The sequence below is a fragment of the Muricoccus roseus genome, assembly GCF_900141905.1.
Classification (GTDB): Bacteria; Pseudomonadota; Alphaproteobacteria; order Acetobacterales; family Acetobacteraceae; genus Roseomonas; species Roseomonas rosea.
The window spans coordinates 1-13,339 of sequence record NZ_FQZF01000058.1; the positions used below are offsets into that span (position 1 = coordinate 1).

13 protein-coding genes are annotated in these 13,339 nt (G+C 72.4%); 9 read left to right on the forward strand and 4 right to left on the reverse strand.

Annotated elements, in window-relative coordinates:
- The 3 genes from BUB97_RS24745 to traD form a co-directional block, all read right to left on the reverse strand.
- A partial coding sequence (locus tag BUB97_RS24745) for a type IV secretory system conjugative DNA transfer family protein (protein WP_245818454.1) occupies positions 1–648 on the reverse strand: 648 nt, incomplete at its 3' end.
- Positions 645–962, reverse strand: a complete 318-nt coding sequence (locus BUB97_RS24750; protein ID WP_073140477.1) for a conjugal transfer protein TraD — start codon at positions 960–962, stop codon at positions 645–647. The genes BUB97_RS24750 and BUB97_RS24745, both read right to left, overlap by 4 nt.
- A 4-nt stretch (positions 963–966) precedes the next feature.
- On the reverse strand, positions 967–1,308 hold the full coding sequence (traD, locus tag BUB97_RS24755; protein ID WP_073140450.1) for a conjugal transfer protein TraD: 342 nt from the start codon (positions 1,306–1,308) through the stop codon (positions 967–969).
- Between the two features lie 250 nt (positions 1,309–1,558).
- Here traD and traA point away from each other — a divergent pair, with 250 nt between their 5' ends.
- Entirely contained in the window at positions 1,559–4,930 is a 3,372-nt protein-coding gene (gene traA / locus BUB97_RS24760) for a Ti-type conjugative transfer relaxase TraA (protein ID WP_073140453.1), read from the forward strand.
- A gap of 4 nt (positions 4,931–4,934) precedes the next feature.
- Here traA and BUB97_RS24765 read toward each other — a convergent pair whose 3' ends face one another.
- Positions 4,935–5,468 (reverse strand): phosphate-starvation-inducible PsiE family protein, encoded by a 534-nt coding sequence (locus tag BUB97_RS24765; protein WP_086062549.1) that lies wholly within the window; start codon positions 5,466–5,468, stop codon positions 4,935–4,937.
- A gap of 170 nt (positions 5,469–5,638) precedes the next feature.
- Here BUB97_RS24765 and BUB97_RS24770 point away from each other — a divergent pair, with 170 nt between their 5' ends.
- The 8 genes from BUB97_RS24770 to BUB97_RS24805 all read left to right on the forward strand — a co-directional run bounded on the left by BUB97_RS24770 (position 5,639) and on the right by BUB97_RS24805 (position 13,316).
- Positions 5,639–6,250, forward strand: coding sequence for an Hsp20/alpha crystallin family protein (locus BUB97_RS24770; RefSeq protein ID WP_175562740.1), 612 nt, complete (start codon positions 5,639–5,641; stop codon positions 6,248–6,250).
- A 93-nt stretch (positions 6,251–6,343) separates the two neighbouring features.
- A complete protein-coding gene (locus tag BUB97_RS24775; RefSeq protein ID WP_073140459.1) occupies positions 6,344–9,223 on the forward strand; it encodes an ATP-dependent Clp protease ATP-binding subunit in 2,880 nt (959 codons plus the stop codon).
- Between the two features lie 68 nt (positions 9,224–9,291).
- Positions 9,292–9,861 (forward strand): HdeD family acid-resistance protein, encoded by a 570-nt coding sequence (locus BUB97_RS24780; RefSeq protein WP_245818455.1) that lies wholly within the window; start codon positions 9,292–9,294, stop codon positions 9,859–9,861.
- A 369-nt stretch (positions 9,862–10,230) separates the two neighbouring features.
- Positions 10,231–10,566, forward strand: a complete 336-nt coding sequence (locus BUB97_RS26040; protein WP_073140465.1) for a PRC-barrel domain-containing protein — start codon at positions 10,231–10,233, stop codon at positions 10,564–10,566.
- Positions 10,567–10,703: 137 nt separating this feature from the next.
- Positions 10,704–11,387, forward strand: coding sequence for a recombinase family protein (locus tag BUB97_RS24790; RefSeq protein WP_073140468.1), 684 nt, complete (start codon positions 10,704–10,706; stop codon positions 11,385–11,387).
- Between the two features lie 79 nt (positions 11,388–11,466).
- The gene (locus BUB97_RS24795) at positions 11,467–12,141 is read left to right on the forward strand and encodes an AAA family ATPase (RefSeq protein WP_073140471.1); all 675 of its coding nucleotides are present in this window, start codon (positions 11,467–11,469) and stop codon (positions 12,139–12,141) included.
- 6 nt (positions 12,142–12,147) lie between these two features.
- A complete protein-coding gene (locus BUB97_RS24800; RefSeq protein ID WP_073140474.1) occupies positions 12,148–12,384 on the forward strand; it encodes a ribbon-helix-helix domain-containing protein in 237 nt (78 codons plus the stop codon).
- Entirely contained in the window at positions 12,381–13,316 is a 936-nt protein-coding gene (locus tag BUB97_RS24805) for a replication protein RepA (protein ID WP_245818456.1), read from the forward strand. Before BUB97_RS24800 ends, BUB97_RS24805 begins: the two co-directional genes overlap by 4 nt.
- Positions 13,317–13,339: the final 23 nt, after the last annotated feature.

Sequence of the window (13,339 nt, forward strand, 5' to 3'; positions counted from 1 at the left end):
GGTCGCATCGTCTGCCAGGTCGGGCGAGAGGGGGTCGAAGAGGGCGGCCGGATCGTAGCAGGCAGCGGGCTGGCCCGACGCGCCGAAGGGGTCGAGCACCCACACCGGCCCGAAGCGTCGCCGCGCCTTGGCAGCGATGCGTGAGTTCTCCCCCTTGGGGTCCACGCAGATGACCGGGCGAGGTGCCGCGAGGAGGTTCGGCAGCACGGTGCCGACGCCCTTCCCCGAGCGCGTCGGGGCGACGGTGAGGAGATGCGCCGGGCCGGCGTAGCGCAGCGGCTCGCCGCGGCGATCGGCGGCGCGGCCGACGAGGAGGGCGGCGGGGTCGCGGGCCAAGGCGGGCGCGGCCAGCTCCGCCGCCACCCCGCGCGCGTCGGCCCAGGCGGCGGAGCCCATGACGTCGGGGCGCGCGGGGCGGCGGAAGCTGTCGAGGAAGGCGAAGACGGCGGCGAGCGCGCCGGTGAGCATGGCGCCGCCGTTCCAGACGACGCCGCCCCATTCCTTGGGGACGAGCAGGCCGAGGAGGGCGAAGACGACCAGGCCGGAGAGCAGGCCGACCACGCCGCCGATCGCCGCGCGCACGAGCGCGGTGCCGAGGCGCCAGGTGAAGCCGACGCCGTCCAGCACGGCCAGCAGCGCGGCCCTCACGCGGTCGGTCCCCCCGGCACCGTCCCGTGTTCCTCCTGCCCCGCCACGCCGGCCTCGCGGTCGGCGTCGAAGACGCGCAGGCCGGCGCGGCGCCAGCGGGCGCGGAGATGCGCAGGATCCGCGTCGTCGTCGCCGCCGCGCAGGCGTCCGGCGACCTCCATCAGGGCGCCGAGCATCGTGGCGCGGTCGTCGTCGGTCAGCTCGACGAGGCCGGCCTTGGCGACGAGGCCACCCAGCTCGATGAGGTGGCGGGTGCGCCCGCGGCGGGCGACGGCCCAGTCGCGGGTGTCGGTGCGGGCGCGGGCGGCCTCGATCCTGTTACGCGCCACCGCCAGCCGCCGGAGCACGAGGCCTAGCCGGTGCAGCTCCGCCCGCAGCGTCGCCGGGTCCGGCCCCCTTCTTCCTGGCACCGCCCCGCTTGGCGCCGTCGCGAAAGAACGCCTCGCCGCGTTCGGTCCACCTCGCCACGGCGTCGGGCTGCTTCCTCGATTGCTCGACGGCGGCGAGGAGTGCGCCGGCGAGGGCCTCGACGGGCAGGGCGTCGGCGCCGGTGACCTGGACCAGTTCGCCGAGCTGGGTGGTCTTCTGCCCCTTGAGCTTCTTCGCGCGCTCCATGAGGGCTTGGAGTTCTGTGTCGTAATCGCGCGGCTTGCGGGCCATGGGATTGTTCCCCGCTTGTTCACTGGAAGGCGCGATCCGTAGCAGTGTGGAGGAGGCACGTCACCGTCTCAAAGTGGCAGTTTCGCAGGAGTACCGAGAGCGAGCTGCGCTCGTGCCACCCGTCACGGACCGCCGGAGCGCAGCGGAGGGGGTTCAGAGGAGTGCGCGCTTATACGTCACCCTGTGACGTGCGCGGAACGTGGTCCTGATTGAGCTTGCTGCCACGCATCGGGAAGCGCAGCGTCGGCGTGTGGCGATCTACCACTTCTCGGCCAAGGTGGTCTCGCGCGGCGCGGGGCGCAGCGCCGTCGCGGCGGCGGCCTACCGCGCGGCGGAGCGGCTGCACGACGAGCGGCTCGGCCGCGACCACGACTTCACCGCCAAGGCCGGCGTGGTCCATTCGGAGATCCTCGCCCCCGAGGGCGCGCCGGAGCGGTGGCGCGACCGCGCCGCACTCTGGAACGAGGTGGAGGCCGGCGAGCGGCGGAAGGACGCGCAGCTCGCCCGCGACGTGGAGATCGCCCTGCCGCGCGAGCTGTCGAAGGCGGAGGCCGTGGCGCTCGCCCGGGACTTCGTCGAGCGGGAGTTCGTCGCGCGCGGCATGGTGGCCGACCTCAACGTGCATTGGGCGGTCGGCAAGGACGGCGAGGCGCAGCCGCACGCGCACGTGATGCTGACGATGCGCCGGGTCGAGGGCGAGGGGTTCGGCCCGAAAGCGCGGGAGTGGAACGGCACAGAGCTACTGGTGGGCTGGCGCGAGCGATGGGCGGAGCTGGCGAACGCGCGGCTGCACGAGCTGGGGCACGAGGCGCGGATCGACCACCGCAGCCTCGCCGCGCAGGGCATTGCACTGGAGCCGCAGGGCAAGGTGGGGCCGGCGGGCGAGAGGCGCGCGGAGCGGGGCGAGGAGGCCGAGCGGCGGGCGGAGCACGACGCCATCGCGCGGCGCAACGGGGAGCGCATCGCCGCGGACCCGGCGCTCGCGCTCGACGCGCTGACCCGGCAGCAGAGCACCTTCACGCGCCAGGACCTCGCGCGGTTCGTGTCGCGGCACACGGACGGGGCGGAGCAGTTCGGCCAGGTGGTGGCGGTGGTCGAGGCGGCGCCGGACACCGTGCGGCTGGGCCAGGACGGGCGCGGGCGGGAGCGCTTCACGACGCGCGACATGCTGGCCGCCGAGCGGCGGATGGAGGACGCGGCCGAGGTGCTGGCGCGCTCGCGCGGGCACGCGGTGAGCCGGAACGCGGCGGCGCTGGGGCTGAGCGTGGCCGAGGCCCGCTCCGGCCAGGTGCTCGGCGACGAGCAGCAGGCGGCGGTGCGGCATGTGGTGGAAGGCGGCGGCGACCTAGCCCTCGTCGTCGGCTACGCCGGCACCGGCAAGAGCGCGATGCTGGGGGCGGCGCGCGAGGCGTGGCGGGCAGCGGGCTACAACGTGCGGGGCGCGGCCCTGTCGGGCATCGCGGCCGAGGGATTGGAGGCAGGCAGCGGCATCCCGTCCCGCACGCTGGCGAGCCTCGAATGGGGCTGGCGGGAGGGGCGGGAGGCGGACCGCCTCACGTCGCGCGACGTGCTGGTGGTGGACGAGGCCGGGATGGTCGGGTCGCGGCAGCTGGAGCGGGTGCTGACCCACGCCCGCGAGGCCGGGGCGAAGGTGGTGCTCGTCGGCGATCCCGAGCAGCTCCAGGCCATCGAGGCCGGGGCGGCGTTCCGCGCGCTGGCGGAGCGGCACGGGGCGGCGGAGATCGCCGAGGTGCGGCGGCAGCGGGAGGGGTGGCAGCGCGACGCCACGCGCGAGCTGGCGACGGGGCGCACGGGGGCGGCGCTGGACCGCTACGAGGTGGCGGGCATGGTCCGGGGCCACGTTACCGGGGACGAGGCCAGGGCCGCGGTGGTGGCAGGCTGGGCGGCGGAGCGGCGGGAGAGTCCACACCAGTCCCGCATTATGCTGGCGCACACGCGGGCGGACGTGGCGGCGCTGAATGCGCTGGCCCGCGAGCGGCTACGCGAGGCCGAGGAGCTTGGGCCGGAGAGGGCCGTCGCGACGGAGAACGGGCCGCGCGCGATGGCGGCGGGCGACCGCGTGATGTTCCTCCGCAACGAGCGGGCGCTGGGCGCGCAGGCCGACGGGCGCGGGGGCGCCGCGGTGAAGAACGGCACGCTCGGCACGGTCCTCGCCGTGGAGGCCGGGGGCGAGCGGCTGACGGTGGCGCTCGACGGGGCCGGCGGGCAGGCGGGGAAGGGCGAGGCGGTGACCTTCTACCTCCGCGACTACGGGCATCTCGAACACGGATATGCCGCGACGGTGCACAAGGCGCAGGGGGTGACGGTGGACCGGGCGCACGTGCTGGCCGGCGCTGGGATGGACCGGCACGCGGCCTACGTCGCGCTGACGCGGCATCGGGAGGGCGTGCAGTTCCATTGGTCGACGGAGGCGTTTGCGAGCCGGGAGGGGCTTGCCCGCATCCTGTCGCGGGAGCGGGCGAAGGACACGGCACTGGACTACGCGGGGCCGAAGGAGGAGCGGGAGGCCGCGCGCTTCGCGAAGCGGCGCGGGTTCGGCCCGCTGGCGCCCGCGAGCGAGATCGCCGTGCGGCGGCCGGAGGCGGAGAGGGCGCAGGCGGCGCCGAGGCCGCGCACGCCGTCGCAGGAGCGGGCGCGGGCGGCGGTGGACCGCGCGCTGCACTGGCACGAGAGGCAGCGGGCGGAGAAGCGCGAGATCGCCGCGGCGGGGCCGGCGCGGGAGGCGCGGCTGGAGGAGAAGCCCGCGCCGCTGCTGCCGGCGCACCGCGACCCGTGGGGCCGCGACAGCCAGGGGCGGGGCACGACGCCGGGCGAGGTCGCCGCGGCGGTGCGCACGGACCGCAACGTCCAGCACGACGCGCACAACCTCGCGGTCTGGATCGGGAACGCCTACCGCGACCCGACCGAGGCGCGGCGTCGGCTCGATGCATTGGAGGCGGCCGAGGGAGGCCCGAAGGGGGCGGAGCGGGCGCTGGACCGCGCCGGGCCGGAGCTGCTGGGCGAGTTGCAGGGCAAGGCCGGGTGGTTCGCATCCGGCGCGGCGAAGATGGAACGTGAGAGGGCAACCCGCTGCGCCGGGTCGGTCGGGGCCGGACTAGTGCGACTGCGCGAGAGCGAGGAACGGGCGGGCGCCGCGCACGTGCGGGCCGTCGAATGGCAGAAGCGGCGCGACGCGGTGGAGATCCCCGGGCTGTCGCCGGCGGTGTGGGCGGCGGTGCGAGCGCTGGAAGCGGCGGAGCGAGAGGGCGCGAAGGACCGGCCCGCCGCGATGCACGGCGCGGACTACTGGGCGTGGCAGGGGAGGGTGAACGCGGACGTTGGCGCCGCGTGGGCGCGCGAGGTGGTGGGGAAACCCGAGGTCGCGGCGGAACTCGCCGCGGTGGTGGCAGCCATGGAACGGCGATTCGGGGACGACGAGGTGCGGCGGCTGCGGCGCGGCGGGCGGGAGCTGCACGTGGGCGAGGAAACCCTAAGCCGCGTGGTGGGAACGGAGAGCCGGGGCCGGCTGGCCCACGAGGTGGGGGAGAGAGCGGCGGAGCGGCAGCGCGAGGCGCAGCAGGAGCGGCTGGGGCTGCGGCAAGGGCGTGGGATGCAGATGTAGAATTTTACCCAGGTCCGCCTGAGCCTGCGGCTTCGTCACGTCGGTCCTGCTCGCGCACGAGCCAATAGACGCTGCCGAGCGCGAGGGAGGCCGCCGCGAGACCGAGCAGCTTCACCGCTTCCGTCTCGCCCAGGTCGAGGATGACGAATTTGCGCGCGATGGCGAGCAGCGCGATCAGCACGACGGTGCGTACCTGCACGATGGAGTGGCGCCGCTCCAGCACGCCGAGGAGGGTATGGTTGAACTCCAGGGCGATCAGCACGGTCAGGATCATCCCGAAGATAGCCTGGAACACTGCGGGTTCCGCCGGGTCCACGATGCCGAGCAGAAGCAGGGCGGCGACCCGGATCAGCAAAACCGCGAGGGCGGCCAAGACGACGCCGGCGATGACGAGGGTGAGGACGAAGCAGACGACCTGCTCGAAGCGCTCGTAGAGGCCGAGGCCAGGCCAAGCCGCACGGGTCTCCGCGATGCTGTCCTGGATGCGACCAGTCAGGCCACGCCGCGCCGTGTCGCCCTGCCCTGTCCTGTCCAGCATGGCCCTGCCTTCCCATCGCCCCAGTGAAAACACGCATGTCTTCAACCCGAAAGAAACTTGTGCAGTGGGAGTTGCATTACTGGGCACAGACAGCACGGACCAAGCTGCGTTCGCACCAATCAAGTTTGGCCGCACCAATCAAGTTTGGCCAATGAGAAGGAGGAATGCATATGGCCCCCCGCTTCTTCGGCGCTGGTCTCGTTCCGCACGGGAGCGACCCGTTCAGCCTGCTTCAGCGCGAGGTGAACCGCGCCTTCGACGAAGTATTCCGCGGCTTTCCCGCCGCCACGCGCGGCGCGGCTGCGATGGGCGGCTTCGCCCCGAGCCTCGACGTGCGCGAAACGGAGGGGGGCCTGGAGGTCGCGGCCGAGCTGCCCGGCATGACCGAGGGCGACATCGAACTCCGGCTTGAGGGCGACCTGCTGACGCTCGCCGGCGAGAAGAAGGAAGAGCAGACGAAGGAGAGCGGCGGGCTGCACCTGACGGAGCGCAGCTTCGGACGCTTCCAGCGCGCCTTCCGCCTGCCCTACCGGCCCGATCCGGCCCAGGTGCAGGCGCGCTTCGACAAGGGCATCCTCCACATCACCCTGCCTCGGCCGCAGCAGGTCCAGAGCGGCGGGCGGATTCAGATCCAGGCCGCCTCCGACAGCGGGGCTTCCAGCCCCACCGAAGGCACCTCGGCATCCGGGAAGGCGGAAGGTCAAGCAGGCGATGCGCAGCCGCAGGCTCCAGTCGCCCCGAACGATCCGCGGAACCAGGGCGGCTCCGGCAAGGACGCCTGAAGGTCTCGAAGCTAGGGGCATGAGGCGGCCGCACCAAGCTTCCGCCTCGGTGCCCTCGGCGCTTCGCCGACGCATGAAACTTGAGGTCACTGCATGTCCGACCGGCTCTGCGACATCTGCCAAACCAGGCCCGCCACGATCCGCGCGCAGGTCGTCAGCGACGGCCGCCGTGAGACGCTGAACCTGTGCGAGCCGGACTACCGGCGCCTTGCGGCACGGCAGCGGCGGGCGAGCTCGCCGCTGGAGTCCCTCTTCGGTGGCGGAGGCAGCCTCCTCGACGAGTTCTTCGGGCGCGACTTCCCAGGTGGAGGCGGCCTCTTCGGCGACCGTGGCCGCAGCAACGACGATGCCGGGGAGGGCGGCACCGCGATCCCGATCCGCGGCGGCGAGGGACGCCGGCGTGGTTCTGCCGGGGGCGCGGGCAGCATCGCCGAGCGCCTCTCCGAGCACGCGACGGAGCTGCTGCAAGACGCCGCGCGCACGGCGGGAGAGTGGGGCCGGCGCGAGGTGGACACCGAGCACCTGCTGCACGCATTGGCCGACAGCGACGTGGTCCGCACCGTGCTCGAGCAGTTCAAGCTCTCGGCCGACGAACTGCGCAGCCAGCTCGAAGGCGCGTCGCGGCGGGGCGAGGGGGGCCGGGACACGGCCGGGGGCGGCGAGATCGGCGTCTCGCCGCGCGTCAAGGACGCGCTCAGCCGAGCCTTCGCCGTCTCGCGGGACATGGGCCACAGCTACGTCGGCCCGGAGCACCTGCTGATCGGCCTCGCGGAGGAGGATGAGGGGGTCGCCGGCGCCACCCTGCGCCGCCTTGGCCTCACGCCGCAAACGCTCCGTCAGCAGATCGTGAAGGTGGTGGGCCGTGGCGCCGAGGAGGGCCGTGTCGAGCGTCCGACGAACACGCCGAACCTCGACAAGTACGCCCGTGACCTCACCCAGCTCGCGCGCGACGGCAAGCTCGATCCGGTCATCGGCCGGGCGCGGGAGATCGAGACGACGATCGAGGTGCTGGCCCGCCGCAAGAAGAACAACCCCGTGCTGATCGGCGAGCCGGGCGTCGGCAAGACCGCCATCGTCGAGGGCATGGCGCAACGGATGGTCGCCGGGGAGGTTCCGGAGGCCCTGCGCGGCAAGCGCCTGGTCGAACTTTCGATCAATGCCATGGTCGCGGGCGCCAAGTATCGCGGCGAGTTCGAGGAGCGGGTGCAGCAGATCCTGAAGGAGGTTCAAGGTCAGCAGGACAGCCTCGTGCTCTTTATCGACGAGATTCACACGATCGTCGGCGCCGGGCAGGGCGGCGGCGAAGGCGGGCTCGATATCGCGAACGTCTTCAAGCCGGCGCTCGCGCGTGGCGAGCTGAACCTGATCGGCGCGACCACCCTCAACGAGTACCAGAAACACATCGAGAAGGACGCCGCGCTGGAACGGCGCTTCCAGCCCGTGCTGGTGCCGGAGCCCACGGTCGAGCAGGCGGTCATGATCCTGCACGGGCTGCGCGACACGCTGGAGGCGCACCACAAGGTCACCATCACCGAGGAGGCCATCGCGGCCGCGGCGGAGCTGTCCGACCGCTACATCACCGGCCGCTTCCTGCCGGACAAGGCCATCGACCTCATCGACCAGGCCGCGGCGCGGGTGAAGATCAGCACCACCGCGCGCCCCGTAGAGGTGCAGGAGCTAGAGGCCGAGGTCCGGCAGCTCAAGCGTGAGGGGGACTACGCCAGCTCCCGCAAGCAGTTCGATCGTGCGAAGGACCTTCAGGGACGGCACGACCGCAAGGCGCAGGAGCTAGAGGACGCGACGGAGGCTTGGCGGCGCGAGCGGGGCTCCGGCACTGCCGAGGTGCGCGCGGAGCATGTGGCGCAGGTGGTTTCGAAGCTCACCGGCATACCAGTCACAGAACTCACCACTGAGGAACGGCAGCGCCTGACGCGGATGGAGGAGCGCCTGCACGAGCGCGTCGTCGGCCAGGACGAAGCGGTCAAGGCGGTAAGCGACGCCGTGAGGCTGGCCCGCGCCGGGCTGCGCGAGGGGCGCCGGCCGGTGGCGACCTTCCTGTTCCTCGGCCCGACTGGGGTAGGCAAGACGGAACTCGCGAAGGCGCTAGCCGAGGTCGTGTTTGGCGACGAGGACGCGATCATCCGCCTCGATATGAGCGAGTACATGGAGCGCCACGCGGTGTCCCGCCTGATCGGCGCGCCGCCGGGCTACGTGGGCTACGAGGAGGGTGGCCAGCTCACCGAGCGGGTGCGGCGCCGGCCCTACGCGGTGCTACTGCTCGACGAGATCGAGAAGGCCCACCCGGACGTCTACAACTCCCTGTTGCAGGTGTTCGACGACGGGCGGCTGACCGACGGCAAGGGCCGGGTGGTGGACTTCACCAACACGGTGATCATCGCGACCTCCAACCTCGGCGCCGACGTGATCCAGCGCCACCTGCGTGAACGGCGCGGCGCGGGTGACGCTCTGACGCAGGCGGCGTTGAAGGCCCAGGTGATGGAGGTGCTGCGCGGGCACTTCCGGCCGGAGTTCATCAACCGCCTCGACGAGATCATCGTCTTCCACTCGCTCGGCAAGGAGCAGATCAGGAGCATCGTTGAGCTCCAGCTGGAGCGAGTGAAACGCACGGCGCGGGGCCAGGGCATCGAGCTGGAAGTGGACGATAGCCTCCTGGATCACCTCGCAGCCGCTGGCTTCCGACCAGAGTTCGGCGCCCGTGAGCTGCGGCGTCTGATACGGTCCGAGCTGGAAACGCGCTTGGCGAGCGCTATGCTGGGCGGCGAGATCGCCGAAGGCGACGCGGTGCGGGCCCGTTGGGAAGCCGGCCGGGTGATGCTGGAGCCGCGGCAGTCCTCAAAACCGGCAGGGCAGGACGCCGACCCGGTCGAGGCGGCCAGTCGCGATTCCTTTCCAGCCAGTGACCCGCCGGCCTGGACGGGCACGACGGCGGGCTCTGCTGAGGCGCAGTCATGAGTTCGGCTACGAGTGGTGACGCGCTCGCCAGCCGGACCGCCTCGAACGGCGCTTCGCCCGCTGAGGCGATGAGCGGCCTGCTTGCGCGGAATTGGTGGGCTATCGCGCTGCGCGGCGTCGCCGCGCTGGGGTTCGGCCTAGTCGCCCTGCTCGTGCCAGGAGCGGCGATGCTGTCGCTCGCCCTCATCTTCGCGGCCTACCTGCTGGCGGATGGCATCTTCGGCATCGTCTCCGCGGTGCGCGCTGCGCGCACGCACGAGAGATGGGGGCTGCTGCTCGCCGAGGGCGTGCTGAATCTGCTGATGGGCCTGCTCGCGGCGTTCTTCCCGGCCGGCGCGGTGCTTGGCTTCGTGCTGGCGACCGCCGCCTGGGCGCTGCTGACCGGGGGCCTGATGCTGGCGGCGGCTTTCCGGCTGGACCGAAGCCATGGACGCCTCTGGCTTGCCCTGGGCGGTATCCTGTCCCTCGCCTGGGGTATCCTCCTGGTGATGACGCCGCTCGCGGGCGCCGTCGTGCTCACTTGGTGGCTCGGCGCCTACGCCGTTGCCTTTGGCGCAGCGCTACTCGTCCTGGCGTTCCGGCTGCGCCGGCAGCGCGACCGGGCGTCGCCCGTGGAACCGCCTCCGCGCGGCACTTGAAGGCCCGCCGGTGGCCCGTCACGGAGACCGGGGCAGAATGAGTGATCCTGCCCGGAGCACATCACCCACCTCGACAAGGAGCATGGAATGTCGAAACACCTCGTCTTGATCGCCTGCGCTGCGGCCGCCCTCGCGGGTCCCGCCCTGGCGCAGACCGCGCAGCCCGGCGCGCCGACGACGCCAGCACCAGCGGCGCAACAGGGGACGCAGACGCCTACCAACCCAGGCCAGTCGCTGCCTGGCTGGGGTGGCACCCCCAGCCCACAGGCTTCTGGTCAGCCGCCGGCACCCCAGGCACAGGCCCCAGGGACAACACAGCCGCCCGGCCAGCCCGGCACGCCCGGTCAGCCTCCGGCGCCGGGCGGACTGGTGACGGTGGCCCCGGCGGCGGTGGTCACCTACTACGCGGTGCAGCCGGCCGACATGACGGCCAGCAACCTCATGCGGACGGAGGTGCGCAACCTGCAGGACGAGCGCATCGGCCGCATCGAGGACTTGGTGATCGGCAACGGGCGTGAGATCACCGCGGTGGTCGTGGGCGTCGGCGGCTTCCTGGGCATCGGCGAGCGCTACGCAGCGCTGCCGCCGAGTGCCATCGTGCTGACCCGGGCGGCGGACGGCTCGATGCGGGCGGTGGTGGACGCCACCCGCGACCAGCTACGCTCCTCGCCCGAGTTCCGCTTCGAGGGCAACGTACGCCGCTGATGAGTGGTAGGAATGGCCGTACCCGCGATTGTGGGTACGGCTTTCGCGCGTGAACCGCGATATGGCGCTGTCCGTCAGTGCTGTATGAATTCTAAACCCACGTTTAGAGTCCCTACAGCACCGCCCCGGACCCGCCCGTGACCGCCGCCCCCTCCCCCGCCTTCGTCGCCTACTATCGCGTCAGCACCGACCGGCAGGGCCGGAGCGGGCTGGGGCTGGACGCGCAGCGCGAAGCGGTCGCGCGCTTCCTCGCCGCCCGTCCTGGCGCGGCGCTGCTGGGCGAGTTCACGGAGGTGGAGAGCGGCCGGCGCGCCGACCGCCCGCAGCTCGCCGCCGCTCTGGCGCTGGCGCGGCGGCGGAAGGCGACGCTGGTGATCGCCAAGCTTGACCGGCTCGCCCGGTCGGTGGCCTTCATCGCGGGGCTGATGGAGGGCGGGGCGCCGTTCGTGGCCTGCGACAACCCGCACGCCACGCCGCTCACCATTCACATCCTCGCCGCCGTCGCGCAGCACGAGCGCGAGGCGATCTCGGCGCGCACGAAGGCGGCGCTGGCGGTGGCGAAGGCGCGCGGGACCAGGCTGGGCAATCCGGATGCCGGCCCCGCGCGGACGCTGGCAGCGGCGGCAAACCGGGCCGCGGCGGCGCGGCGGGCGGAGGCCGTGCGCCCGCTCGCCGAGCGGCTGGCCGGGCAGGGCCTCAGCCTCCGCGCCGTCGCCCGCGAGCTGGAGGAACGCCGCGTGCCCACGGCGCGCGGCGGGCGCTGGCACGCCGCCAGCGTGAGAGCCTTGTTGTCCGAGAACCCCGCAGCCGATCAGGCTTGACGCCCTGGACCGAAACATATTGACCCCATCGCCGATGGCATTGAATATGATGGCGGATTGATATGAAAGTCATCGCAAGGTGATCGTCACCATCGGCAACACCAAGGGCGGTGTCGGCAAGACCACCCTCGCCGTCCAGGTCGCCCTCACCCGCGCCCTCGCCGGGCGCGACGTGTGGCTGATCGACGGCGACCGGCAGGGCACGGCGCAGACTGCCGTCGCCATCCGCGCCGAGGCCGGGCGCAAGCCCGGCGTGGCGTGCTCGCAGTACGCCGACGGCCCCGTGCTGCGCGCGCAGGTGCAGCAGCAGGGCCGCAAGTTCGATGACATCATCATTGACGCCGGCGGGCGGGACTCCACCGCGCTGCGCGCCGCCCTCGTCCTGTCCGACGTGCTCCTCGTCCCCTTCCAGCCGCGCTCCGTGGACGTGTGGGCGCTGGGCGATATCTCGGCGTTGGTGGAGGAGGCCCGGTCGCTGCGCGACGGGCTGCGCGCCTATGCCGTCCTCAACTGCGCCGACCCCGGCAGCGCCTCTACCGACAACGCGGACGCCGCCGCCGCCCTCGCCGACCACCCGCAGCTCGCCCACCTTGACGCCCCCGTCCGGCGCCGCAAGGCGTTCGCCAACGCGGTCGGCCAGGGCCTCTCGGTGGATGAGCTGGCACCGCGTGACGCGAAGGCGTGCGAGGAGCTGGCTGCACTGGTCCGCACGGTATTCGAAGGGCAAGATGCAGTTATATTACAATCAAGGTGATATGAAATGGCGATCACGAAGCCGGTGAGGCCGAAGAGTGCGGAGAGCTTCATTTCCGGCGCTCCCGACGCTTCCGTCGCCGCCCAGGTGAAGGGAGTAAGGCGGGGCACGAAGCAGCAGATCACGCTGACCATCGCGCCCGAGCTGCTGGCGAAGGTGGACGAGATGGCAGAGCGGATGGGGCAGAGCCGCGCCGCCCTCATCAACCTCGCGATCTACCGCACGGTGGAGGGCGGGGTTTGAGCGACGAGGGCAACAGGCCGGACGGCGCAACGCCGCAAGGCGACCTGTTCGGCGCCGGGGCGCTGCCGCCCACATCGGCGCGCATCGTGCGGCTCGGCGGCGAGATCGCGGGCGCGCCCCCGGAACGCCCCGACTACCTCCATTCCGTCCTCTGCCAGGTCGGCCTCCCGCGGCGTCGGGTGGAGGGCACCACCTTTGAGCGCACCAACGGCAACGCCTCGCTCCTCATCGAAGCGGGCAAGCTGTGGAACGGCCGCGACTGGGTGCCGCAACCCCTGCCCTACGGCACGCGCCCGCGCCTCGCCCTGGTCCACCTCAGCAGCGAGGCAGTGCGCACGAAGTCGCCCACGGTCGAGGTCGGGCACTCCGTCCGCGAGTTCCTGCTGCGCCTCGGCATCAGCACCGGCGGCGAGGAATACGCTAACTTCGGCCGGCAGATGCGCGCGCTCGCCGCGTGCCGCATGAGCCTCGGCATCGGCTTGGAGACACTAGAGGCGAAGCCGATCAAGCGCTTCGCCGCATGGGTGGACGGCAGCCCGCACCAGCGCGCGCTCCGGCCCGGCGTGATCGAGCTGACGCCGGAGTTCTATGCTTCCCTCGCGGAGAGTGCGGTGCCGCTCGACGCCCGCGCCCTCGGCGCGCTGAAGCACTCCGCATTGGCGCTCGACGTGTATTCGTGGCTCGCCCACCGACTGCACCGCATCCGCGGACGCGCTGGCACGAAGGTGTCGTGGGCCAACCTCCGCGCGCAGTTCGGCCAGGAATACCGGGACCCCAAAGACTTCAAGCGCGAGATGGCGAAGGCGCTGCGGGCCGTGATGGCGGTCTATCCGGACGCCCGTGTGGAGCAGGTGGCGGGTGGCTTGGTGCTGATGCCCTCCCGTTCGCCCGTGCCGAAGACCGTGGTGCAGCTCGGCGCGCGGCGGGCCTGAGCCGGGGGACCGTTCGGCGGATC